This is a genomic window from Bradyrhizobium sp. MOS001 (genome assembly GCF_004634465.1).
GTDB classification, from domain to species: Bacteria; Pseudomonadota; Alphaproteobacteria; order Rhizobiales; family Xanthobacteraceae; genus Bradyrhizobium; species Bradyrhizobium barranii.
This window is the reverse complement of record NZ_SPVJ01000002.1, coordinates 378,339-402,418: the sequence shown is the minus strand read 5'-3', so window position 1 is coordinate 402,418 and position 24,080 is coordinate 378,339. Positions and strand designations below refer to the sequence as shown.

The 24,080-nt window shown below is 65.2% G+C and carries 18 protein-coding genes; 14 read left to right on the top strand and 4 right to left on the bottom strand.

Annotation, left to right across the window (positions count from 1 at the left end; all coding sequences use genetic code 11):
* Positions 1–48: 48 nt before the first annotated feature.
* From CT676_RS05300 to CT676_RS05255, 11 genes are all read left to right on the top strand, one after another.
* Positions 49–792, top strand: coding sequence for a hypothetical protein (locus CT676_RS05300; RefSeq protein WP_085405117.1), 744 nt, complete (start codon positions 49–51; stop codon positions 790–792).
* 106 nt (positions 793–898) lie between these two features.
* A complete protein-coding gene (locus tag CT676_RS05295) occupies positions 899–3,067 on the top strand; it encodes a hypothetical protein (RefSeq protein ID WP_135214082.1) in 2,169 nt (722 codons plus the stop codon).
* Between the two features lie 143 nt (positions 3,068–3,210).
* Positions 3,211–5,751 (top strand): arylsulfatase, encoded by a 2,541-nt coding sequence (locus CT676_RS05290; protein ID WP_085405073.1) that lies wholly within the window; start codon positions 3,211–3,213, stop codon positions 5,749–5,751.
* A 200-nt stretch (positions 5,752–5,951) separates the two neighbouring features.
* Positions 5,952–6,101, top strand: a complete 150-nt coding sequence (locus CT676_RS43855) for a hypothetical protein (protein WP_161495936.1) — start codon at positions 5,952–5,954, stop codon at positions 6,099–6,101.
* Positions 6,102–6,240: 139 nt separating this feature from the next.
* The gene (locus CT676_RS05285) at positions 6,241–6,984 is read left to right on the top strand and encodes a hypothetical protein (protein ID WP_135214081.1); all 744 of its coding nucleotides are present in this window, start codon (positions 6,241–6,243) and stop codon (positions 6,982–6,984) included.
* A gap of 282 nt (positions 6,985–7,266) precedes the next feature.
* Complete coding sequence (gene gyrB / locus CT676_RS05280) at positions 7,267–9,702, top strand: DNA topoisomerase (ATP-hydrolyzing) subunit B (protein WP_085405072.1); 2,436 nt, start codon at positions 7,267–7,269, stop codon at positions 9,700–9,702.
* Positions 9,703–9,943: 241 nt separating this feature from the next.
* Positions 9,944–10,411, top strand: a complete 468-nt coding sequence (locus CT676_RS05275; protein ID WP_085405071.1) for a hypothetical protein — start codon at positions 9,944–9,946, stop codon at positions 10,409–10,411.
* 248 nt (positions 10,412–10,659) lie between these two features.
* Positions 10,660–11,955, top strand: a complete 1,296-nt coding sequence (gene murA, locus CT676_RS05270) for a UDP-N-acetylglucosamine 1-carboxyvinyltransferase (RefSeq protein WP_014491005.1) — start codon at positions 10,660–10,662, stop codon at positions 11,953–11,955.
* A gap of 223 nt (positions 11,956–12,178) precedes the next feature.
* Positions 12,179–13,573 (top strand): MATE family efflux transporter, encoded by a 1,395-nt coding sequence (locus CT676_RS05265; protein WP_085405070.1) that lies wholly within the window; start codon positions 12,179–12,181, stop codon positions 13,571–13,573.
* 22 nt (positions 13,574–13,595) lie between these two features.
* The gene (locus CT676_RS05260; protein ID WP_085405069.1) at positions 13,596–14,246 is read left to right on the top strand and encodes a 2-hydroxychromene-2-carboxylate isomerase; all 651 of its coding nucleotides are present in this window, start codon (positions 13,596–13,598) and stop codon (positions 14,244–14,246) included.
* Positions 14,247–14,389: 143 nt separating this feature from the next.
* Entirely contained in the window at positions 14,390–15,703 is a 1,314-nt protein-coding gene (locus tag CT676_RS05255) for an SMI1/KNR4 family protein (protein ID WP_135214080.1), read from the top strand.
* A gap of 6 nt (positions 15,704–15,709) precedes the next feature.
* Here CT676_RS05255 and CT676_RS05250 read toward each other — a convergent pair whose 3' ends face one another.
* Positions 15,710–16,825 carry an FUSC family protein gene (locus tag CT676_RS05250; RefSeq protein ID WP_085405067.1) on the bottom strand — a complete coding sequence of 372 codons (1,116 nt, stop codon included), beginning with the start codon at positions 16,823–16,825 and terminating at the stop codon, positions 15,710–15,712.
* A gap of 120 nt (positions 16,826–16,945) precedes the next feature.
* Between CT676_RS05250 and CT676_RS05245 the strand changes: the two genes are divergently transcribed.
* Positions 16,946–18,313: an MmgE/PrpD family protein gene (locus CT676_RS05245; RefSeq protein WP_085405066.1), complete on the top strand. Its 1,368-nt coding sequence runs from the start codon at positions 16,946–16,948 to the stop codon at positions 18,311–18,313.
* Between the two features lie 200 nt (positions 18,314–18,513).
* Here CT676_RS05245 and CT676_RS05240 read toward each other — a convergent pair whose 3' ends face one another.
* The 3 genes from CT676_RS05240 to CT676_RS05230 form a co-directional block, all read right to left on the bottom strand.
* Positions 18,514–19,941 carry a serine hydrolase gene (locus tag CT676_RS05240; RefSeq protein WP_135214079.1) on the bottom strand — a complete coding sequence of 476 codons (1,428 nt, stop codon included), beginning with the start codon at positions 19,939–19,941 and terminating at the stop codon, positions 18,514–18,516.
* Between the two features lie 213 nt (positions 19,942–20,154).
* Positions 20,155–21,219 carry a helix-turn-helix domain-containing protein gene (locus tag CT676_RS05235; protein WP_085405115.1) on the bottom strand — a complete coding sequence of 355 codons (1,065 nt, stop codon included), beginning with the start codon at positions 21,217–21,219 and terminating at the stop codon, positions 20,155–20,157.
* Between the two features lie 62 nt (positions 21,220–21,281).
* Positions 21,282–21,854, bottom strand: coding sequence for a GNAT family N-acetyltransferase (locus CT676_RS05230; protein WP_135214078.1), 573 nt, complete (start codon positions 21,852–21,854; stop codon positions 21,282–21,284).
* 64 nt (positions 21,855–21,918) lie between these two features.
* On the opposite strand from CT676_RS05230, the gene CT676_RS05225 reads away from it, so the two are divergent.
* Together CT676_RS05225 and CT676_RS05220 are read left to right on the top strand one after the other, a co-directional pair.
* Positions 21,919–22,836, top strand: a complete 918-nt coding sequence (locus tag CT676_RS05225; protein ID WP_085405114.1) for a pirin family protein — start codon at positions 21,919–21,921, stop codon at positions 22,834–22,836.
* Positions 22,837–22,914: 78 nt separating this feature from the next.
* The gene (locus tag CT676_RS05220; protein ID WP_085405113.1) at positions 22,915–23,829 is read left to right on the top strand and encodes a phosphoribosylaminoimidazolesuccinocarboxamide synthase; all 915 of its coding nucleotides are present in this window, start codon (positions 22,915–22,917) and stop codon (positions 23,827–23,829) included.
* Positions 23,830–24,080: the final 251 nt, after the last annotated feature.

The following is a 24,080-nucleotide window of genomic DNA, read 5'->3' as shown; positions in this document are numbered from 1 at the left end:
TTCGCCAGCGCGCAAATGACATCACGCGCGAAAACCCTGGAGAATGAGATGCGGACGGTAAGGACCGGGGCGCGGGTCCCGGCTCAATGGCTGGCGTTTGCGTGCGGCCTCCTCTTGCTCGCGGTCTGCATGCTCGCAGCAAGCGCCAGCGCCTGGGTGCCGCATCTGTCGCCGCTGTTCGCATCGGCGCTCACGCCGGACCCCGCTGCCAAGCTGCCCGCTCCGACCCGTTACAGCTACCGAGGAACGCACACCACCGTCGTCAAGGGCGTTGAAACGCCGCTCCGCACAAGGCTGGAGGCCACCGTGCCCGCCGAGCTCGGCGACGTCCTCGCCTTCTACCGCACCGAGCTCAGCAAGCTCGGCTGGCAGGAGCAGCGCGATGGCGCGGTGGTCTCCGCCGATCACGTCAAGCTCGCCTTCGCCTCCCCGCTCGGACCTGGCATGCTGGCGCTCGACCGCAAAGACGCCAGCACCGCCGTCAATCTCGTGCAGAAGAACGCATCTGTCGCGGCCAATGCGAACGTGATGCCCGAGCCCGGCCAGGCGAAGCTGGTGTTCTCCAATATCAGCGAAACGGAAGCCACGCTCACGATCAACGACCGGACCATCAAGCACGCTGCCGGCGCCTACGCGGTTTCGCTGGATCTGCAGCCCGGCCAATATTCCTACGAGGTGAGCGTGCCGGGCCATCCAGCCACGACGAACATCCTCAACTTCGCCGCCGGCGATACCTGGGAGCTTACGGTCGGGCGCGACGGAGAGGCATGGTCGCCGCTCCTGCTGTATTGAACCTCCCGGGTTTCTGCCGCGACTTCTCGTCTGAGGCCGCGTCGACGGTGTCGCAGCCTGCAAATGCGCGCGCCTGAGCCTTGCGCGATATCCAGGAGACGTGACGATGTCGATGATCCCGCGCGGGACGCAAGTCCCGGCACGATGGCAGCTGCTTGCCTGCGGCCTTGTCCTGATGGCGAGCTGCTCGATCGCGGCCGCTGCCGACGGAGGCATTGTCGACGTCCATGCGCTGCCGCAGCTCGAGGGCGCCGTGGAAGACACCTCGCGCCCCGATCCCTACCGCGTCGAATACCGCATGCCGACGCCGGAAGCCGTGACGTCGCCGGCGGTGAAGAAACTCCTGAGCGCCGACGGCTGGGTGCCCTATGTGAGGCCGCTGGAGGAGAAGAGCACCACGCTGAACTTCAAGAAGGGACGGCAGGGCCTTTCGGTTCACTTCACGCAGGCCCTCGGCCGGCCCGATCAATCCGTGGTCTACTACACGACCGACCGGATCTACGGGAACGTGCCGTTTCCGGACGGCGCGAGCGACATCATGTTCGATGGGACCCGGCCCTATCTCGGCTGCATCGCGCCGAGCGCGCTCGATGCGACGTCGGATTTCTACGCCAGCCAGATGGCTGCGATCGGCTGGCAGAAGCTCACGCCGGAAACCGCCGCGCGCTGGACGACCAGCCTCGATGAAACCGTTCCCAACGGCCTGCGCGCCTTCTACGCGCACCCCGACAGCAAGGACACCGGCTTCTACCAGCAGAAGCCGGTCATGCTGACACTGACGCGCCGCGACGACGGCCGCACCAATGTCGATATCCGCGTCGCGCCCTTCGCCCTGCCCAGCGAGCTCAAGGCCGATAGCGATCTGGCCGGGCTGCCGCGGCCGAATCCGACCAAGACGGCCAGGGGCCTCGGCAGCGCAAGCTCCAACAAGCGCGAGATGTCGGCCGCCGCGATGGCCGAGCTGCCCGCCGTGCTCGCCTTCTATCATCGCGAGCTCGCCGCGCGCGGCTGGCAGGAAGATGGCAGCGCGCCGCTCGCGCCCGGCGACGAAGTCGCAATCAAAGTCTCCAACGCCGAGGAGACCGGCGTGCTGCGGCTTGGCCGCAAATATGATTTCACCATGATCAGCCTGAACGTGCAGGTGAAAGAATCCGCGCTGGCCGCCCGCGCCAAGGCGAAGAAAGAAGCCGATGAGAAATTTCTTGGTGACGCGCTCGGTGCGGCCAAGCAACTCATCGCCGCCGACGAGGCGCGGCGCAAGGTGCAGGCCGCCGGACTCTCCGATGCGCCGCTCAATGCGCTCGCCAACAGCAAGACACCGGTGCCGCTGCCCGAGACCGCCGAAGGCGTGACGTTCGAAGGCGGCGACGGCCGGCTCGAATTCTCTTCCACGTCGAGCGTGAAGGCGCTCGGCAGCTTCTACCGCGCATCGCTGAAGAACGCGGGCTGGAAAGAGCAGCCCTCCGTCATCAACCAGCCCAACATGGCGGTGATGGAATTCTCCAAGGCCGGCAAATCGATCTCGATGACCGTGATGCAGATGGGCCCGAAGGTGAATGTCAGCGCCACCGGATCCGGCCTCATGGTGGCTGCGGCGAAGCCGGTTGAGGCCAAATCGGCAGAAGCAAAGCCGATCCAAGCCAAATCGACCGAGCCGCTGAAGCCCGATCCCGATTCCGCCCTGCCGGTGCCGACGCAGCGCAGCTCGAGCGGGATCAGCTCGACGAAATTCCCCGGCAGCGACCAGTCTTTCCGCAAGGAGCTCGAAGCCAGCATTCCGGCTGAGCTCTCAGATGTCCTCGCCTTCTATCGCGCAGAGCTCACCAAGCGCGGCTGGCAGGAAAAGACTGACGGCGCGACTGTTACCGCCGAGCGGGCGGAGCTGGCGTTCGCCTCGCCGGAGGGTCCGGCCATGCTGAAGCTCGGCCGCGCCAGGGAGGAGACAACGGTCAGCCTGGTGCAGCGGAATCCGCAGGCCGCGGCCAAGGCCGACATCATGCCCAAGGCGGGCCAGGCCAGGCTGATGCTCGGCAATATCGGGCCGAAGGAGGCGTCGCTGACGATCAACAAGCAGACCATCAAGATCGCGGCCGGCGCCGGCGGCCCGCAATCGCCGAAAGGCCCGATGCTCGACCTCCCGCCCGGCAAGTACCAGTACGCGCTGCGTATGCCCGGTCAGCCCGCCCGCACCGACACCCTCACCGTTGCCGCCGGCGATGCCTGGGGCCTCCTGGTGGGACCAAGCGGCGACGTGCTTCCGCTGCAAATGTATTGAGGTGCGACGAAGCAGGTGCGCCCACGCACAGCCGGCGTTTCGGACCCGTGGGCGGAAAGTTGATCTAGATCAACAGAGCGTTGCGGCATCGCGTCCCGAATAGGCGTCAACAGGGTTCTGACGTCTCCAAGAGGGAGCTTCCAATGACGCGTACCCGTCACGTTGACGATAGCTCAAAGCCAGAAAGCCGCTTACTAAACCACCGCAACTTGCTGCTTTGCGGCACCGCACTGACCGTCGCTTTTTGGCTGTGTGCTCTGGAGACGACCTGCCTCGCGCAGCAAACCACCGGCACGCCGGGTTCGCCGAGCGCCACGACAACCATCGATGGCAAGCAGCTTCCGCCTGAACCTCCGAAGTTCGAAGGCGTGATCAAGGAAGATGCCACGGACTCCAAGCCATACTGGCCACCGTCCGTTGTGCCGCCCAAAGGCGCGCCGAACGTGCTGCTGATCATGACCGACGACCAGGGTTATGGCGTGACCGGCACCTTCGGTGGGGTGGTCCCGACCCCGAACATGGATCGCATCGCCAAGGCGGGCCTGCGTTACACGCAGTTTCACTCGACAGCGCTCTGCTCGCCGACGCGGGCAGCGCTGATCACCGGCCGCAACCACCACTCGGTGGGGTTTGGCGTGATCGGTGAAATGTCCACCGGCTTTCCCGGCTACGATTCCGTCATCGGCCCCGACAGTGCAACGGTCGGGACTATCCTTCGGGACAATGGATTTGCCACCTCATGGTTCGGCAAGAACCACAACACCCCGACCTATCTGTACAGCTCGGCCGGGCCGTTCGACCAATGGCCAATCGGCATGGGATTTCAGTATTTTTATGGGTTCATGGGCGGCGAGACCGACCAGTGGACGCCTTACCTTTTCCGCAACACGAGCCAGGTTTTTCCATGGGTCGGCAAGACCGGCTACAACCTCATCACCGACATGGCGGATGACGCCATCAACTACATGAACGGACTGAACGCGGCGGCGCCCGAGAAGCCGTTCTTCGTCTACTACGTGCCCGGCGGCACCCATTCGCCACATCAGCCGAAGAAGGAATGGAGCGAGAAGTTCAAGGGCAAGTTCGACATGGGTTGGGAGAAGCTGCGCGAGCAGATCTTCGCCAACCAGAAGCGGCTCGGGGTGATCCCGGCGAACACCCAGCTCACTCCCTGGCCGGATACGCTGCCGAAATGGGACTCGCTCTCGTTCATCCAGAAGAAATTGTACGCGCGCGAAGCCGAGGTGTTTGCCGGCTATGCGGCGTATACCGACTACGAAATCGGCCGCGTCATCCAGGCGGTCGAGGACATGGGCAAACTCGACAACACGCTGATCATCTACATCAGCGGCGACAATGGCACCAGCGCCGAAGGAACCCTCGAGGGCACGCCGAACCAGATGACCGCCTACAACGGCATTCTGAAACTGCCCGAAACCGAGCTGATGCTCCATTACGAGGATTGGGGCTCCGACAAGACCTACCCGCATATGTCGGTGGCGTGGTCGTGGGCCTTCGATACCCCGTTCAAATGGACCAAGCAGGTGGCATCGCACTTCGGCGGCACCCGGCAAGGCATGGCCATCTCATGGCCCGGCCACATCAAGGACGTCGGCGGCATCCGCAGCCAATTCCATCACATGATCGACATCGTGCCGACGATTCTTGAAGCCACCGGCATTCAGGCTCCCGACACCGTCAATGGCATCAAGCAAAGGCCCATCGAGGGCGTCAGCATGGCCTATACGTTCGACCAGGCCAACGCCAATGCACCGTCAAAGCGCGACACGCAATATTTCGAGATGTTCGCCAACCGCGGCATCTATCACGATGGTTGGTATGCATGTACGACGCCGCCTGCCCCTCCCTGGCTTCTGGGCACCGCCAAGCTGCCGGGGATCAATGAATACAAGTGGGAGCTTTACAACATCGCCGAGGATTACTCGCAGGCCAATGACCTCGCAGCCAAGAATCCCGACAAGCTCAAGGAGTTGCAAGCGTTGTTCCTGTCGGAGGCGGCGAAATACCAGGTCTTTCCGCTGGACAACTCGGTCCTGCCCCGCATTGTGACACCGCGCCCAAGCGCGACCGCCGGACGAACCGTTTTCACATATTCTGGTGAGAACGCTGGCATCCCTGACGCTAACGCTCCGAGCCTTCTCAATAAGGATTACACGATCACGGCCGAGGTTACCGTTCCTAAGGGCGGCGCGGAAGGAATGATCGCCACTCTAGGCGGTCGCTTTGGCGGATACGCCCTCTACCTGCTCAAAGGCAAGCCGGTCTTCGTCTATAACCTGCTCGATCTAGAACGGTACCGCTGGGAAGGTGGCATTGGCGGTCGCGACTTGTTTACCGATGCGCTCAAGCCGGGCAAGCACACCATTGTATTCGACTTCAAGTACAACGGACCCGGTCCGGGCAAGGGTGGCACCGGTGTACTGACGGCCGATGGCAAGCTGGTGGCCGCAAAGACGATCCCGCACACGATTCCGTTTCTTATGGCCATCGACGAAACGTTTGACATCGGCAGCGACACCCGCACGACGGTGGACGACAGCTATAAGCTGCCCTTCCGCTTCACCGGCAAGATCGACAAGCTGACCTTCAAGCTTGGCGCGACGCAGATGACGGAGGATGAGCAAAAGGTCATTCGACACGCGCTCGAAAGAGCGAGGGACTGAGCGCGACAAGTCGTGGCGATTCATGTCGGCCCCAACGCCACGACTCATCCTTCTTCGCTAAGAAATCGTTCGGCGGGATCCGCTTCGAAAGCCTGCGCGAAATATCATCGCGTATAGAAGGGAGTGCCGGCAGTGGATTCTTCCTTTGGCGCGCTGGATGCGTTGCCGGCGCCGGCGGCCCGCAATCGCCGAAAGGCCCGATGCTCGGCCTGCCGCCCGGCAAGTACCAGTACGCGCTGCGCCTGCCCGGGCAGCCCACTCGCAACGAGACCCTGACCGTAGCCGCCGGCGACGCCTGGGGCCTCCTCGTGGGGCCAAGCGACGACGTGCTGCCGCTTCAGATGTATTGATCCCGCCGCCTGTGCCTGTAACGGCTAGGTTGAACCTGTCCAGTTGGTGGGGCGACTAGTCGTCCGGAGGCGGCGGCGACTGTGTCGCAGCCGCTGCATCGCGCGAAGACTACAACGCGCGACATCCCTGGAGAGTGGCATGACGACGGTGAGGCGCAGAACGAAGGTCCCGGCACGATGGCGGCTGTTCGCGTGCGGCCTCGCTCTTCTCGCGGGCGGCCTGGTCGCCGCAGGCGCCGGCGGATGGCTGCCGCACCCGTCACCGCAAACTTCGGCCGCACTCACACCGGCGGATCCAGACGCCGAGATGCCGGTGCCGAAGCAACACAACTTCTCCAGCTCCAACACCACCCATATGACCGGCATCGAAATCCCGCTGCGGGTCGGACTCGAAGCCCATGTGCAGGCCGAGCTCGGCGATGTGCTCGCCTTCTACCGCGCGGAGCTCGCAAAGCGCGGCTGGGAGGAAAAGCCGGATGGAGCTGTGGTTGCCACCGATCATGTGCAGCTCGCCTTCGCCTCCCCCAAGGGGCCAGCCACCCTGAAGCTTGGCCGCGCGCAGGACGAGACCATTGTCAGCCTGGTGCAGCGGAATACGGAGGCCGCGGCGAAGGCCAATTTCCTGCCGATAGCAGGACAAGCGCGGCTGATATTCGGCTATCTCGCGCCGGACACGGCTTCGCTCACGATCAACGATCAGACCATCAAGATCGCGGGCGGCGTCAATCACCCACAAACGCTGGATCTGCCGCCCGGCAAATATTCCTACAAGCTGGTCGTGTCGGGCTATCCGGTGCGCACCGATACCATCACCGTGGCCTCAGGCGAGGCCTGGTCCCTCAGCTTGGGCGACGACGACAAGAAGCCGGATCAGATCTACTGAACCCAGTGACCTGTTCAGAGGCGCCAAGGCGCCTGGGAACGCGCTTCTCCGCCCCGCAAAATCCACGCCTTCAATAGCTAAAAAAAGGACCTCGAATCGCCCTTTTCGCAAGCCCCAGAATCGGCCTCCAGGAGCCTTGAAAACCGGCAAAAAATCCCTATTTCGTCAAAGGGTTGCCGGAAGATACTTTGCGCTAGGCGCAAGCGGTCTTTCATGGCACAAATAGCCTGCAAATCAGCGCCTTTTGCGCGGCTGATTCGGGCGACATCTCGAAGGCCTCTCATGACAGAACCTGCTCGGCAGACGCCTGCCGAAAACGAGCCCTCAAATCCGAGCGATTACGGGGCGGAATCGATCCGCGTGCTCAAGGGTCTCGACGCCGTCCGCAAGCGCCCGGGCATGTATATCGGCGACACCGACGACGGCTCGGGCCTGCACCACATGGTCTACGAGGTCGTCGACAACGCGATCGACGAGGCGCTGGCGGGCCATGCCACGCGCGTCGACGTCGTGCTCAATGCCGACAATTCCGTCACGGTGCGCGACGACGGCCGCGGCATTCCCGTCGACATCCACAAGGGTGAAGGCATCTCCGCGGCCGAGGTCATCATGACCCAGCTCCATGCCGGCGGAAAGTTCGACCAGAATTCCTACAAGGTCTCCGGCGGCCTGCACGGCGTCGGCGTCTCCGTCGTCAACGCGCTGTCGAGCAAGCTCGGCTTGCGCATCTGGCGCGACAACAAGGAGCACTACATCGAGTTCGCCCATGGCGATGCAGTCGCACCGCTGGTGGTGGTCGGCGACGCGCCGGGCAAGCGCGGCACCGAGGTGACGTTCCAGGCCTCAACGGAAACCTTCAAGAACATCGAATATGATTTTGCGACGCTGGAGCACCGGCTGCGCGAGCTCGCCTTCCTCAATTCCGGCGTCAACATCGCCCTCTCCGACATGCGCCATGCGGTCGAGAAGCGCGAGGAGATGCACTATTCCGGCGGCGTCGAGGAGTTCGTCAAATATCTCGACCGCAACAAGAAGGCGATCGTGCCGGCGCCGATCATGGTGCGCGCGGAAGCCAACGGCATCGGCGTCGAGGCCGCACTGTGGTGGAACGACAGCTACCACGAGAACGTGCTGTGCTTCACCAACAACATCCCGCAGCGTGACGGCGGCACCCATCTGGCCGGTTTCCGCGGCGCGCTGACGCGCCAGGTCAACGGCTATGCCGAGGCCAACGCCAAAAAGGAAAAGATCGCGCTGACCGGCGACGACTGCCGTGAAGGCCTCACCGCCGTTCTCTCGGTGAAGGTGCCCGATCCGAAATTCTCGTCGCAGACCAAGGACAAGCTGGTGTCCTCGGAAGTGCGTCCCGTGGTCGAGAACGTCCTCAACGAGGCGCTCCAGGCCTGGTTCGAGGAGCACCCGTCCGAGGCCAAGATGATCGTCGGCAAGGTGATCCAGGCCGCCGCGGCGCGTGAAGCCGCACGAAAGGCGCGCGAGCTGACGCGCAAGAGCCCGCTCTCGGTCTCCTCGCTGCCCGGCAAGCTCGCCGACTGCCAGGAAAAGGACCCGGCGAAGTCCGAACTCTTCATCGTCGAGGGCGACTCGGCAGGCGGCAGCGCCAAGCAGGGCCGCAACCGCGAATTCCAGGCGGTGCTGCCGCTGCGCGGCAAGATCCTCAACGTCGAGCGCGTCCGCCCCGACAAGATGCTGGGAAGCGAGCAGATCGGCACGCTGATCACCGCGCTCGGCACCGGCATCAGCGACGAGTTCTCGATCGATAAGCTGCGCTATCACAAGATCATCGTGATGACGGACGCCGACGTCGACGGCGCCCACATCCGCACGCTGCTGCTGACCTTCTTCTACCGTCAGATGCGCGACATCATCGACGGCGGTTACCTCTATATCGCCCAGCCGCCGCTCTATAAGGTCAGCCGCGGCAAGTCCGAGCAATATCTGAAGGACGAGCGGGCGCTCGAGGATTATCTGATCGACACAGGCCTCGACGACTGCGTCTTCATTCCCGGCGTCGGCGGTGATCGCACCGGCCGCGACTTGCGTTCGCTGGTCGACGACGCCCGCACCGTCCGCAGCGTCCTGCGCAATCTGCACAGCCGCTACAATCGCAAGGTGATCGAGCAGGCCGCCATCACCGGCGTGCTCAACAAGGCGATCTACGGCGATCCCGAGAAAGCCGCCGCAGCGGCACAATACATCGCGGGACGGCTGGACAACCAGGCCGAGGAGGTCGAGCGCGGCTGGGTCGGCCAGTACGTGGAAGGCCAGGGCTTCCAGTTCGAGCGCACCGTGCGCGGCGTCAAGGAAGCCGCCGTCATCGACGCCGCCTTCCTGGGCTCGGTCGAAGCCCGCAAGCTCGACGAATACACCGTGAAGCTCCAGGACGTTTATGCCCGCCCTGGCAAGCTGCGGCGCAAGGACATCGAGCACATGGTCTACGGCCCGGTCGACCTGTTCGAAGCGGTCACCGACGCCGGCCGCAAGGGCATCACGCTGCAGCGCTACAAAGGTCTGGGCGAGATGAACCCGGAGCAGCTCTGGGAAACGACGCTGGACATCGATGCGCGCTCGCTGCTGCAGGTGAAGGTCAAGGAGGTCGACGAGGCCGACGACATCTTCACCAAGCTGATGGGCGACGTGGTCGAGCCGCGCCGCGACTTCATCCAGGAACACTCGCTGAGCGCGACGATCGATATCTGAGGCGCGTGGCTTCCGCAGCGTCATGGCCGGGCTTGTCCCGGCCATCCACGCCTTGCTCCGCGGAACAAGGAACGTGGATGCCCGGGCCTTCGCCTCGCCGAAGCGGCTTCGGCCGCGCAGGCGGGACAAGCCCGGGCATGACGGTTAGGCCGATCCCAGCATCGCTGAACCTCACCCCCCACCATCGCGACGAAACGGCATGAACCCGTAAGGCCAATTCCGGCCGGGAAAACGCCATGCCATGACCGCCTCCGCGTCGACCAGTTCCGCCCTCCCCTCCCGCCGTCTCGGCATCATCGGCAGCATTGTCGGTGTGCTGGCGCTGATGGCGGCGGTGCTGCCGCACTGGGTGGTGCCGATGATCTTCCCGCCGCCCCCGGCGGACCAGGTCATCGTCGACACCGGCCATCGCATCAAGGACCGCGTGATCGCGCGCGTGAAGGGCGTGGAGTATCAGGCGCCGAAGGTCGAGAAATCGGCTGGACGGAGCTGGAGCGAAACCGCTTCGGCCACCGCGATCTCGCTCGGCCTGCTCGCCATCCTGCTCTCGGTCCTCGCGCTGATCTTTCGGGAGGAGCGGCTCCTTGCCGCCGTGGCCGCCATCCTCGGCACCGGCGCCATCGCGATCGAGATTTCCTTCGTCATGATCGGCGCGCTGATCCTGATCGCGATCCTCTATGTGGTCGCGAATATCATCGGGCTGTTTTGATGAGCGGCCTGCCGCGCCACAAGCTCCGGACCTCATCCTGAGGAGCCCGCGATAGCGGGCGTCTCGAAGGATGGCTGCGGGCGCGAGCCGGGCCTCTATGGTTCGAGACGCGCGTTCCGCGCTCCTCACCATGAGGGTCTCAGACCTTCCTCGGGGCCACCAACTGCGGCCGCCGCAATTGCTCCCGCGCTCAAATCTCTGTAGTTTCCGCCCGAAACAGCCCCACCCAACAGGACAGCGAGAACCCCGTGGCGCCCATCCAGTACATTGTCGAGGGCGGTCACCGGCTCTCGGGCTCGATCGAGCCGTCCGGCAACAAGAATTCGGCGCTGCCGATCATCGCAGCCGCCCTGCTCACCGAGCATCCGGTGACGCTGGAGAACGTGCCGCGGATCCGTGACACCGAGACGCTGGTCGAGCTGATCCGCTCGGTCGGCGCGGCGGCGGAATGGACCGCCCGCAACACGCTGCATATCCACGCCAAGAGCATCCGTGCCGCCGACCTCGACCCCGAGCTGTGCGTGCGCATCCGCGCCTCGATCCTGCTCGCGGGCCCCCTGCTCGCCCGCTGCGGCGAAGTGATGCTGCCGCCGCCCGGCGGCGACGTCATCGGCCGCCGCCGTCTGGACACCCATGTGCTCGCGCTCGAACAACTGGGCGCCAAGGTCACCGCCACCGACCGGCTCGAATTCCGCGCGGCAAAGCTCGCCGGTGCCGACGTGTTTCTGGACGAGCCGAGCGTCACCGCAACCGAGAACGCGCTGGTCGCGGCGGTCGCCGCCGACGGCGTCACCCATTTGCGCAACGCAGCCTCCGAGCCGCATGTGCAGGACCTCGCCAATTTCCTGGTCGCGCTCGGCGCGCGAATCGAGGGCATCGGCACCAACACCATGATCGTGCATGGACCGGCGACGCTGGGCGCCACGACCTACCGGATCCAGCCCGATCATATCGAGGTCGGCTCGCTGATCGGGCTTGCGGCCGTCACGCGCTCCCCGCTTCGCATCGTGCGCGCCGGCGTCGAGCATCTGCGTTCGATCCGCATGGGGTTCGAGCGGCTCGGCATCGTCTGCCGCATCGAGGGCGACGATCTCATCGTGCCCTCGAACCAGACGCTGAAGATCCAGGACGATTTCGGCGGCCACGTGCCGAAGCTGGAAGACCAGCCCTGGCCGGCCTTCCCGGCTGATCTGATGTCGATCGCGATCGTCACCGCCACGCAATGCGACGGCGTGATCCTGATGTTCGAGAAGATGTTCGAATCACGGATGTTCTTCGTCGACAAGCTGATCGCCATGGGCGCGCGAATTGTTCTTTGTGACCCTCATCGTGCCATCATCGCCGGCCCCAGCCGCCTGCGCGGCGCATCGATGATCTCGCCCGACATCCGCGCCGGCATGGCGATGCTGCTCGCCGCGGTCTGCGCCGAGGGCACCTCCACGATCAACAACGCCGACCAGATCGAGCGCGGCTACGAGCGCATCGACGAACGCCTGAACGCGCTCGGCGCGAAGATCAGGCGCGTGCCTGAAAGGAAGGGCTGAGGGCTCCTCTTCCCTTCTCCCCTTGTGGGAGAAGGTGGCGCGAAGCGCCGGATGAGGGGTATGTCTCCGCGAATCCACTCTGATTTGAATTCGCGGAGACATACCCCTCACCCGTCTCGCCGCTGCGCGGCGAGCCACCCTCTCCCACAAGGGGAGAGGGTGAAGAAGCATCTCGCACTCGGGGGCCATGTTTTCGACGTGCGGCTGTGCTATTGCAACCGCCATGCTCGACACCGTCCAGCCTCGTCCGCAGCCGCAAGCCGGCGTGCCGCAAAACCATCTCGCCGAAGAGTTCGTCGAGACGCTGCGGCTGGCCGTGCCGATGATGCTGACGCAGCTCGGGCAGATCGCGATGATCACGACCGATCTCGCGCTGATCGGGCGGCTTGGCGAGGATGCGGTCGCAGCCGCCGCGCTGGCGCACACGGTCTATTTCGTCAGCTTCACCTTCGGGCTCGGATTGATGGCCGCGGTGTCGCCGCTGGCCGCGCAGGCGTTCGGTGCCGGCGACGTCAAGCGCATCCGCCGCTCGCTGCGCGCCGGCCTGTGGATCGCACTCCTGATCTCGCTGCCGATGATGGCCTCGCCGCTCTATGGCGAGCGCATCCTGCTGGCGCTCGGACAGGCGCCGCAATCGGCCGCGCTCGCGCAGCGCTATCTGAACGGGCTGGCCTGGGGCATCGCGCCGGCGCTCGGCTTCATCGCGTTGCGCAGCATGATGAGCGCGGTGAACCGGCCGCAGCCGCCGCTGTGGATCACCGTTGCAGCGATCCCCGCCAACGCGGCGCTGGTCTATTGCCTGATCCACGGCCTGTTCGGCCTGCCGGAGCTCGGCCTGTTCGGCGCGGGGCTTGCGACCACGCTCGTCAATCTCGGCACCTTCCTCGCCGTGCTTGCCATCGCCGCATGGCGAAAGCCGTTCGCGGACTACCGCCCGCTCGCTCATCTGTGGCGGATCGACTGGCCCCTGATGCGACAGCTCATCGCGGTCGGCGCGCCGATCTCGTTTTCCCTGCTGCTGGAATACGGCCTGTTCTCGTCCGCCGCGCTGCTGATGGGATTGATCTCGACCACGGCGCTTGCCGCGCACCAGATCGCGCTCCAGGTCACGGCCGTGCTGTTCATGGTCCCGCTTGGCATCGGCATGGCGGCGACGGTCCGTGTCGGCCATGCTTTCGGCCGCGACGACCCGGCCGCGGTGAGGCGCGCGGGCCTCGTCGCGGCGGTGCTTGGCGTAGCGTTGGTCTCGGCCCTGACCGTTGCCATCATCCTCGGCCGCTACGAGCTCGGACGGCTGTTCTTCGGGAGCAGCGAGGCCAGCGCGGCCACCGTCGAGCTGACGGCGACCCTGCTGCTGGTCGGCGCGACCTTCTTCATCGCCGACGGCCTCCAGACCATCATGGCCGGCGCGCTGCGCGGCATCAACGATACAAGGATGACGTTGCTGTTCGCGGCGATCGGCTATTGGTGCGTCGCCTTTCCCATCGCCTGGGTGCTGGCCTTCAATGTCGGGCTCGGCGCGGTCGGCGTCTGGATCGGGTTCTCGACCGGCACGTTCGTCTATGCCGGCCTCCTGATCTTGCGCTTCCGCATGCTGACGCGCAGACTGGCGGGATGATCGGGATCATGGAGCCGGTGCGATGACCCTGTCCGTGGACCTCTTCTACTCCTACCGCAGTCCCTTCAGCTATCTGGCACTGCCGAAGACGCTCAAGCTCGTCGAACAGTACGATCTCGCGGTGAATTTGCGGCCGGTCTATCCGCTCGCCGTCCGCGTGCCCGGCTTCTTCAAGAAGGCCAGCCCGAACTTCATTCGCTATGTGGTGCTCGACAGCACGCGCGTGGCGCAGCACGAGGGCATCCCGTTCCGCTTTCCGAGACCCGATCCGATCGTGCAGGACAAGACGACATTCGATGTTGCGGCCGAGCAGCCCTACATCCACCGCCTGACCCGGCTGGGCGCGATGGCGCAGCTCGAAGGCCGCTCGCTCGCATTCACCGATGCGATCGCGCGCGTGCTGTGGGACGGCTCGGTGGCGGGCTGGAACGAAGGCGATCACCTAGCGCGCGCCGCTGAGGCGGCCGGCTTCGATCTCGCCGCGATGGATGAAGCGATCAGCGCAGACCCCGATCGCTACGAGCGGGTGATCGCCGAGAACGAGAAGGACCATGCCGCCTCCGGCCATTGGGGCGTGCCGACCTTCGTGTTCGAGAACGAGCCGTTCTTCGGCCAGGACCGCATCGATCTGCTGGTCTGGCGCATGGTGGATAAGGGCCTGAAAAGGCGCTGATCGTTGTTTTGGACGCGTTTTCTTCACGCGAACCACTATCCACTTCGCTCGAAAACGCTCTTGCCGGCCGGCATGAACCGGTTTCCCTGAATCTGCGACTGAGACGTGGCGCCCCGATCCCGGCGGCGCGTTCGGAGGGTCGCATGTATCTGGCAAAGTTCTTCCACCGCGCGCCCGGCGATGACGATCGCGAATTGATGCTGGTCCCGGGCAGCGATCCCATGGTGATCGGCGTTCACATGAACTGGAAGGGTGATCCCGACGCGAACGAATTTCTGCGCAAGGAATTTCCCGGCATCGCCGACACGGCCGCGGCTTTCCGCCGTCATGTCGCCAAGCTGGTCGCGGCCGGCTATGTCGAGACGGATCATACCAACTACACGCTGCGCGACCTCGGGTCCGATCCGCAAGCCAAGCCGGACTGGCAGAAGGGGCTCGATGAGCTGATGATCCTGGCGCTCAGCGCGCCGATGGCCGAGCAGGCCGCGCAGCTCGACGCGCTCAAGGGCACGCCGGCCGAACATGAGCCGTTGTATCTCTGGCACGCCGCTCGCCGCGGCAAGGTCGCCGGTGAAGATCTCGCACAGGCGGTGCGCTTTGCCGAACAGGCGCGCGATACGCTCGTTGCGCGGCGCGCTGCCGGGCAGCCGCATTATGCGTGGTCGCTCAACGAGAACGATCTCGAAGGACGCATCCTGGAATTACTGAGCGATACCTATCTTCAGGCCGACAATCCCGAGGCATCACTGAAGACGATCGAGCATCTTTGCAAGACCGCCCCGAACCACACGCGCATCCTCAAGCGCGCCGAGCTGCTCTGCGGCTATTTTCCCGAGCGGCGCGAAGAGGCCTTCGACGACGCCTTTCAATGGTCGCGGTTCGGCGGCTATGAGGACATCATGGCGTTTCCGGGCTATGAGGACTACGAGGCCCAGCGCAAGGCGGGAACATCAAGCAAAGGCTGGCGCTGGAAACCCGGTACGCCGGCGAGCGAAGCGGACGTGAGCAAAGCGGAGCAGGCGCTCGGCGTCCGGCTCCCCGATGACTATCGCAAGTTCCTGCTGACGCGCGGTGAGACCGAATTGATGGTGCGGCTGCCTGAATCATCGTCCGAGCTTCGCTTCTATGCGCCTGATGAACTCGCCACGCAGCTTCGCAATGTCCTGGACTTCATTGCCCATTCCGAGGACGAGCTCGAAGAGGCCTGCGCCTATTTCCGTCAGGAATACGGCGTCTCGCTGAAACATCTGGTGCCGGTTGCCGAGCCGTCGCAGCTCAGCCGCTGCCTGCTGCTCCATGTCGAGCCCGGCGAACGCTATGGCCAGTGCTTTCAGTGGGACCATGACGGCGCGTGGGAGCTGGAGCAGCAGCAGCCGGGTTTTGACGTCGCGCTGAAGACGCTGACCGATGGCATCGAGCGGCGCGACGCAACGCAACTCGCGTTCTTCGATCTGTAACGCGACTCATTCCGCCACGCGCGCGGACTTGTCGGTCGAGGCTTCCGACCATTCGCCGACGACGCGATCGAGGTCGCAGAGGTTCTGGTGCATCTGCTCCAGCGAGAAGCCGATCGCGAAGAAGCGCTCGGCGGTGTCGCCGGGCTGGCCTCGGATCAGGCCGTCATGACGGACGGCGGCAACGGCCTCGGCATAATGCTGGAGCGCGACGTGGACGGGATGGATCGCCGGCGCGCCGACACCCTCGCGCAAGGCAGCAGCGGCGGAGCGAAGGAATCGCGCGATCACGGTCGAGACTTCCGTCAGCGGGGCTGCAAGCCGCATCTGCACCTCGGCCGGCAGCGGCACCACCGTGGCACGGCCGATCATCACGACGTCATGGCGCAGCCGCAGCACGGTACGCAGCAGCGGGCCGGTGTCGGGCCCGCTCGACAGTCGCGCGGAGCGCTCACGCTCGGCTTCGGCTCCGATGGCATTCATGCCCACCATTGCCGTGCCGATGCCGTCCTGGATCCGGTGCAGCGCGTCGTTGTCGCGGCCGCGCGTGAGCCCCGCGAGCAGTTCGGTGAAGGCATCCGCGATCAGCTCAAGCAGCGTGGCCGCGCTGGCGCGGATCTGCCGCACGGCGCGCGACGGTAGCACCAGGAATGAGACCAGCAGGCCCGTGATGGCGCCGACCCCGACCTCGCTGACGCGGTCGATCGCCGACGCCATGGGATCGGAATGATGCATGGTCGGAACCAGCAGCACGATGATCGCCGTCACCGTGGCGGCGTTGAGGCTTGGGTTGATCGCAGCCACGAAGGCGAGCGGCGCGACCGCCAGCACCAGCAGCCCCAACAGGCCCGCCTCGGTCGAATAAGGGATCAGGATCGCGATGGCGCCGCCATAGATGGCGCCGCCGATGGTGCCGAGCACGTAGTCGCGCGTCGCCTTCAACGAGCGGCCGACGCTCATCTGGGTCACGATCAGCGAGGTCAGCACGGCCCAGAGCGGCAATAGCAGATGCAGCGCGGTGGCGATCGCATAGGCCGCCACCGCGGCCACCGTGACCCGGATCGCCAATCCGAGTTGCGTCCGCCGCGACCTGATCCGGTCGAACAGCTGTTTTGCAAATGCCATCGTCAGAAGTCCCGATCCTTTTTGGAGCCTGCCAAAAGCATAGCTGGTGCTCGCGGCCCCAAGGCCGCTTGAAAGGCCAAATCAGCCCGCCTAACTTGCGCGCCAAAACGAGGAAACACGATGGCTCACGAAACCGCAACGCTCGCCGCCTACGTCGTCAATCTGAAATACCAGGATATTCCGGCGGAGGTGCTCGATCGCGCCAAGGTGCTGACGCTGGACTTCCTCGGCAGCGCCATCCGGGCCCGCAGCGAGGCGGAATCCACCCCCTCGATCCTGAAGATGCTGGAAGCGCTCGCGCTCGACACCAAGGGTGAGTCCACCGTGTTCGGCGACAGCAAGACCTGGACGCCGGCGGTCGCCGCCCTCCTCAACGGCGCGCTCGGCCATTCCCTCGACTTCGACGACACCCACGCCGATTCCTCGCTGCATCCGAGCGCGCCGGTGGTTCCGGCCGCCTTCGCCGTCGGCGAGATGGTCGGCGCCTCGGGCCGCGACGTGCTGACCGCGATCGTGGCGGGCTATGAGGTCTGCTGCCGGCTCGGCAACGCGCTCGACCCGACCTCGCATTATGCGCGCGGCTTCCATCCGACCGCGACCGCCGGCACCTATGGCGCGGCGGCCGCCGCCGGCAAATTGTTCGGCCTGTCCGAGGCGCAGATCGTCGCCGCGTTCGGCGTCTCCGGCAGCCAGGCCGCGGGCTCGCTGCAATTCCTGGTCAACGGCGCCTGGAACAAGCGCTACCAGGTCGGCGCCGCCGCGATGAATGGCGTGATCGCCGCGACGCTGGCGCGCAACGATTTCGTCGGCGCGACGGAATCGGTCGAGGGCAAGCACGGCCTGCTCGCCGGCTACACCGATGATGCGCATCCCGACAAGGCGGTGGCCGAGCTCGGCAAGACCTATGAGACCATGAAGATCGGCGTCAAACCATATCCGAGCTGCCGCTACACCCATGCGGCGATCGACGCGCTGATCGCGATGCGGCGCGAGCACAATCTGACGCCCGATCAGGTCAAGCGCGTCGAGATCGGTTTGCATCGGAACGGCATCACCTTGACCGGCGATGCCGCGACCAAGCGGCATCCCACCTCGATCGTCGGCGGCCAGTTCTCGATGTTCTTCACCGGCGCGCTCGCGCTCGACCAGGGCTCGTTCGGCTGGGATGATTACAACCGCCTGGGCGACGCCGCCATCGACGCGCTCGCCGACAAGTTCGACGTGGTGCAGGACGACCGGCTCGAGGTCGGCCGCACCCATCCGTTCGGTGCGCGCGTCAGCATCACCACGGACGATGGCGTGCATGAGCGGCTCTATGCTGATCCCTCGGGCGAGCCGAATTCGTTCCCCGATGCGCAGGCGATGCAGCAGAAGTTTCTGACGCTGGCACGCCCGGTGCTGAACGCGCGCGCGGAGAAGTTTGCCGACGCGATCATGACGCTGGAGCGGTTCGACCGCGTGGCGAAGGCCACGGAGCTCGGGAGGTAGGAGATTCCCTCCGCGCAGACGGTGCACCCTCGCCCCTTGTGGGAGAGGGTGGATGCGCGAAGCGCAGCCGGGTGAGGGGTTCTCTCCGCGCGCGACTCTCTAGCGGTCTAATTCGCGGATAGAGACCCCTCATCCGGCGCTTCGCGCCACCTTCTCCCACAAGGGGAGAAGGAAGAAGAGACCGCGCTCCGCTGCTGTCATCAATCCACCCCCGCCATTTTCCCCTTCTCGCGCGTGGCTGCCACGACATCCCGCACCAGATCGAACACGCCGTCCGCTTCCGGCGGCCAGTTCGGCGAGCGTCCCAGCCGCACGATCACCAGACGCTCCGACGGGATCACGATCGTGTACTGCCCGATCGTGCCCTTGGCGAAGAAGGCATCGCGCGGCCAGCCGTGCTCCACGCGGAAATTCGCGCCGAAACTGTCGCCCTGGTTGGTCCAGAAGCCGGCGCCGATGCCGACCCAGGCATTCGGCGTGGCTGACGCCGCGTAATTCACCCAGCCCTCGGGGAGGATACGCTTGCCGCCGGCGACGCCGTCATTGAGATAGAGCTGACCGAAGCGCGTCCAGTCGCGCGCGGAGGCCAGCATCTCGCTCGATCCCTCGATCGTGCCGGCGCCGTCGAGCTGGAGCGTGACATGGCGCATGCCGAGCGGCGCGAACAATTCACGGCGCGCGAAGCGCAGCGCGTCCGCGGGGGTGCCGCCGGCGGCGTTGCGGATCAGGTGCGCGAGCATGATGGTGTTGCCGTCGTGATAATTCCACACCGTGCCCGGCGCGGTCGCAAGCGGCATGCTCGAAGCATAGGCGGCCATGTCGTCCTCGATGAATTTCATGCGATTGACCGGTTCGAAGGCGGAGCCGAGCGAAGCCTGCAGCGAGCTGCCGAGCGCGAGGCCCGCGGTGTGCCGAAGCAGCTGGTCGACGGTGATGGCGTGGCGGGGATCGTCCGGATTTGTCCACGCGGCAACCGGCGCGGGCTCGTCGAGCTTGAGCTTGCCCTGGCGCACGAGAATGCCTGTTAGCGCCGAGATCACCGACTTCGTCATGGAGAAGCCGAGCAGCGGCGTCTCCGGCCCGACACCATCCGCATAGCGCTCGGCGATGACGCGGCCCGACTTCATGACGACGATGGCGCGGGTGCGGCGGGCGGGCGGCTGCGCCGGTTCGGTGAAGGCGCGATCGAGTGCGGCCGATAGCCCCTCGCTTTGCGGCGGCACGATCGAAGGTCCCGCGATCTCGGGGAGCAATGCGGGCTGCTTGTCCTCCGCCGGCGGCGCGACGTCGGCGATATCAGCGCCGTGCTCCAGCGTACAGCCCAGCCCCTCGCGATAGACGGCATGGCTGCGGCCGAGGCCGAACAGCGTCACGGTGACGTCCTTGCGCGCCCGGTCGATCCGGTAGTCCATCGCCCAGGTGATCAGTCCCGAGCCGGGCATCGCGTCGGTGGTCTCGATGAAGGTGCGCTGCGGATCGAGGCCGGAGACAAATGTCTCGGCGCAGAGGATGTCGGCGAGGAAGCCGGTGGCGACCTGCGGCGCGTTGCGCGCGCGAGCCGCGCCGAATGCGAGGCCGATACAGGCGACGGTGGTGGTGAAGAGGATGATCTTGCGGCGGCGGGTCACGGGCTTTCTCCGGCTTCGGGGAACGTGCCGGGCAGGAAGCCGGAGTGAGCGGAGGAGTGCTCGCCGGATTTGGAAAATGGACTGGCTGAAACTGAACCGGGCTGGTCGATTATGAAAATAGCCAGTTATTTCAAATTCTTACTTTCGAGGAAACTGCCACCCTGTCGGCGGCGTGCTCCCTCGCCCCGCAAGCGGGGAGAGGCGAAGAGCCCGTTACGCCGCACTCACCTTCAGCCGCCGGTATTCCGTCGGCGTCACGCCCGTGACCGCCTTGAAGGCCCGGTTGAAGGGACCGAGCGACTGGAAGCCGGCGTCCATCGCGATGGTGATGACGGGGACCTCGGCCTGCGCGGGATCGGCGAGCGCGGCCTTGGCTTCCTCGATCCGGTGGTTGTTCAGGAACACATTGAAATTGCGGTAGCCGAGCCGCTGGTTGATCAGCCGGCGCAGCCGGTATTCGGGAATTTTCAGCCGGCCCGCCAGCACGCCAATGGTGATGTTCTCCTGGCGATAGATCCGCTCGTCCGCCATCAGCCGCATCAGGGCATCGATCAGCTTCTGGTCGGCGGCTTCATCGGTGGCTGTGGGATGGCTCAGAATGACCGCTGGCGTGATGCCCGCCGTCGACGGAAACAGGTCCGCGCCATCGACACGCATCATCGCGGTGGCGATGGCCGCGACGACGCAGGCCAGCACGCCGGCATTGATGGTGTTGGCGGCATCGCCGACGTCGCTGCCGGCGACGGCAATCTGGAGCAGCGCGTTCAGCCCGCCATAGAGCGCGGCAGCGCAGACGATGAAGACGCGGGCACGCCGCCGGCGCTCGACCAGGTCGGCCGGCCACGAGGCGATCGTCTGCCCCACCGCGAGCGCGATGAAGCCGAGCACGATCAGGTTCACCACGGTGACGGAGAACCGCACATGGCCGCCCGGCGCGATCCAGACGCACCCGGCGAAGCTGAACGCTGTCACCAGAGCCCAAATCAACCCATGCCACCAGCGCAAGCGAAAATCGTCGTCGAACAGCGCGCGCGTGAACAGCCAGAACACCACGATATTGCCGGTCGACAGTGCGATCAGCGGCGCATGCCAGGCCGGCACCAGCGACGTCACGCCCACCGAATAGCTCACCGCATGTGCGGCCGAGCCGAGCGCGAAGGCTGCGCCGAGGCGAGCCGCCAGCACGTTGCGGAAGTCCGAGAACAACGATGCCGCCAACACCAACAGCAGCGCCACGGCGCCGGCGCGAAAGGCAAGTTCGAGATGGGCAAGCAGCATCCGGTCGACCCGATCGCGCACGCACGCGCGTGACGCGAACCTAGTTCAGATCAGAGACCGATTCAATTTCGCCGGGTCCACGCGGCGCGCGACGTGATCCAGGCGTCGGCCGGCTTGCCGAACAGATCGATCTCGCGCTCCTTCCGGGCTCCCAGGCTGCGCGCCACGCCCTGCGACGGCATATTCGTGCTCTCGATACAGTGCATGATCTCGTCGATCTCAAAGCTGTCGAACACCCAGTCGATCGATGCGCTGGCCGCTTCCACCGCATAACCTTTGCCGCGGAATTCCCTGGCGATGCCCCAACCGACCTCGAAGCCGGGCCAGCCCGGCGGGCACCACGGACCAACCCGCCCGATGTAGCTGCCGCTCGATTTCTCCTCGACAGCAAACATGCCGAAGCCGTGGAGCGCCCAGTGCCCGGAGATCACGGCCGCGTTACGCCAGCCGGCAATCTCGGTCGTGACCGGCTTGCCGTCGGCGGCGATGAAGCGGGCGGTGCCGGGATCGGACAGCATCGCGGCGTTCGGTGCAATATCGCTCGCTCGCCATGGCCGCAGGATCAAATGTTCCGTCTCGATTCTGGGGCCCGTGACCTCGAGCAGCCTGGCGCCTGGCTTGAGCGGTGGGATCATCGGTCTTCTCCCGTTCCCGACATTGTTCTGTTACGATCATACCAGCAAGAAACAGGAGACCAAGATGAGCTGGCAACCCTCGAACGATCCCGTGCTCGGCGATCCCATGTCCTGCGACGCACTCGATCTCGTCATCGTGCCACGCACCCGCGACCTCGGCGACGGGTTCGTGGTGCGGCGCGCGCTCCCGCATGGCAGGCGGCAAATGGTCGGGCCCTTCATCTTCTTCGATCATTTCGGCCCGGTGCAGTTCGTCTCCGGCAAGGGCATGGACGTGCGGCCGCATCCGCATATCGGGCTTGCCACCGTCACCTATCTGTTCGACGGCTCGATCATGCATCGCGACAGCGAGGGCAACGTCCAGGAGATCGCGCCCGGCGCGATGAATCTGATGACCGCCGGCCGCGGCATCGCCCATTCCGAGCGCACCCCGGACGCGCAGCGCGCCTCGGGCCAGCAGATGCTGGGCCTGCAAAGCTGGATCGCGCTGCCGGCCGGATCCGAGGAGATCGCGCCGTCGTTCCAGCATTACGGAGCGGGCGATCTGCCGATGATTTCCGAGCGCGATTTTACCGCGCGGGTGATCGCGGGCTCCGCGTTCGGCATCACCTCGCCGGTTACGATGGTGTCGCCCTGGTTCTACACCGAGGTCACGGCGGTCGCGGGCGCCAGCGTGCCGCTCGACCCCGACCACGAGGAGCGCGCCATCTACGTCGTCGACGGCGAGGTCGAGATCGCGAACGAGCGGTACGAGGGGCCGCGGCTCCTGATCTTCCGGCCCGGCGACCACATCACCGTGAAGGCGTTGAAAGCGACGCGCATGATGTTTCTCGGTGGCGATGCATTGGAAGGCCCGCGCCACATCTGGTGGAATTTCGTCTCCTCCAGCAAGGAGCGGATCGAGCAGGCCAAGGAGGACTGGAAAACCGGCCGCTTCGCCGCGGTTCCGCAGGAACATGAGTTCATTCCGCTGCCGGAATAGGCTATCCCGATTTAGGCCGTACCATCCAGTGCGGCCTGAATCTCCTGTCCGATGGACTTGTCTGCGAAGGCCCTGCCGATGACCGCCATGCTCTCCAGCGACCTGCCCCTGCCCAAGATCGGACGCGGCAAGGTGCGCGATATCTACGCCGTCGACGACGACCGCCTGCTGCTCGTCACCACCGACCGCATCAGCGCCTTCGACGTCGTGATGGGCGAGACCATCCCGATGAAGGGCGCGGTGCTGACCCAGATCAGCGCATTCTGGTTCAACGAGCTCGAAGGCGTGGTGCCGCATCACATGATCAGCGCCGACGCCGACGAGATCATTGCCGCCGTGCCGGCCTTGAAGCCGCATCGCGCCGAGATCCTCGGCCGCGCCATGCTGTCGCGCCGCACCACCGTCTTCCCGATCGAATGCGTGATCCGCGGCTATCTCTCGGGCTCCGCCTGGAAGGAATATGCCGCCAGCGGCACGCTGGCCGGCGAGAAGCTGAAGGCGGGCCTCGTCGAGAGCGAGAAGCTGGAGCCTTCGATCTTCAGCCCGGCGACCAAGGCCGAGACTGGCCATGACGAGAACATCACCATCGCCAAGATGCGAGAAGTCGTCGGCGACGAGGTCGCCTACACGCTCGAGAGCATGACGCGCGCGGTCTATACGCTCGGCGAGGAGCTCGCCCGCGAGCAGGGCATTATCATCGCCGACACCAAGTTCGAGTTCGGCCGCGACAAGGACGGCCGTATCATCCTGATCGACGAAGTCATGACGCCGGATTCTTCGCGCTTCTGGGCGGTCGATGCCTACAAGCCCGGCCAGCCGCAGGCGAGCTTCGACAAGCAGCCTTTGCGCGATTATCTCGACGTCGAGCGCCACGCCGGCCGCTGGAACGGCGACGCGCCACCGCCCCCGCTGCCCGCCAGCGTCGTGGACGCAACCAGCAAGCGCTATCTCGAAGCTTACAGGCGCGTGACGGGGAAAGAGCTGAAGATCTAGCTTCGGCGCCACCGCTGCGCTTGCAATGACGTGATTGGGGAGGCTGTCCGCTACACCCTCAACTGTCATCGCCCGGCTCGACCGGGCGATCCAGTATTCCAGAGACGGCGATGGGATACGGAGAGGCTGCGGCGTACTGGATTCCCCGCTTTCGCGGGGAATGACAGCGGTGGGCGTGGAACGGCTTTCTGCCACGACACTAAATGTGCGCCAAAGCTTCGGTTTTTCCGTCCACCATATGGTTGACCATT

What these genes read in the sequence shown, in the direction of transcription:
- CT676_RS05275 (WP_085405071.1), top strand. Translation starts at nt 9,944, where the DNA reads ATGACCGCCTCCGCGTCGACCAGTTCCGCCCTCCCCTCCCGCCGTCTC.
- CT676_RS05255 (WP_135214080.1), top strand. Translation starts at nt 14,390, where the DNA reads ATGTATCTGGCAAAGTTCTTCCACCGCGCGCCCGGCGATGACGATCGC.
- CT676_RS05260 (WP_085405069.1), top strand. Translation starts at nt 13,596, where the DNA reads ATGACCCTGTCCGTGGACCTCTTCTACTCCTACCGCAGTCCCTTCAGC.
- gyrB (WP_085405072.1), top strand. Translation starts at nt 7,267, where the DNA reads ATGACAGAACCTGCTCGGCAGACGCCTGCCGAAAACGAGCCCTCAAAT.
- CT676_RS43855 (WP_161495936.1), top strand. Translation starts at nt 5,952, where the DNA reads ATGCTCGGCCTGCCGCCCGGCAAGTACCAGTACGCGCTGCGCCTGCCC.
- CT676_RS05295 (WP_135214082.1), top strand. Translation starts at nt 899, where the DNA reads ATGTCGATGATCCCGCGCGGGACGCAAGTCCCGGCACGATGGCAGCTG.
- CT676_RS05290 (WP_085405073.1), top strand. Translation starts at nt 3,211, where the DNA reads ATGACGCGTACCCGTCACGTTGACGATAGCTCAAAGCCAGAAAGCCGC.
- CT676_RS05265 (WP_085405070.1), top strand. Translation starts at nt 12,179, where the DNA reads ATGCTCGACACCGTCCAGCCTCGTCCGCAGCCGCAAGCCGGCGTGCCG.
- CT676_RS05300 (WP_085405117.1), top strand. Translation starts at nt 49, where the DNA reads ATGCGGACGGTAAGGACCGGGGCGCGGGTCCCGGCTCAATGGCTGGCG.
- CT676_RS05245 (WP_085405066.1), top strand. Translation starts at nt 16,946, where the DNA reads ATGGCTCACGAAACCGCAACGCTCGCCGCCTACGTCGTCAATCTGAAA.
- CT676_RS05230 (WP_135214078.1), bottom strand. Translation starts at nt 21,854, where the DNA reads ATGATCCCACCGCTCAAGCCAGGCGCCAGGCTGCTCGAGGTCACGGGC.
- CT676_RS05220 (WP_085405113.1), top strand. Translation starts at nt 22,915, where the DNA reads ATGACCGCCATGCTCTCCAGCGACCTGCCCCTGCCCAAGATCGGACGC.
- CT676_RS05235 (WP_085405115.1), bottom strand. Translation starts at nt 21,219, where the DNA reads ATGCTGCTTGCCCATCTCGAACTTGCCTTTCGCGCCGGCGCCGTGGCG.
- CT676_RS05250 (WP_085405067.1), bottom strand. Translation starts at nt 16,825, where the DNA reads ATGGCATTTGCAAAACAGCTGTTCGACCGGATCAGGTCGCGGCGGACG.
- CT676_RS05285 (WP_135214081.1), top strand. Translation starts at nt 6,241, where the DNA reads ATGACGACGGTGAGGCGCAGAACGAAGGTCCCGGCACGATGGCGGCTG.
- CT676_RS05225 (WP_085405114.1), top strand. Translation starts at nt 21,919, where the DNA reads ATGAGCTGGCAACCCTCGAACGATCCCGTGCTCGGCGATCCCATGTCC.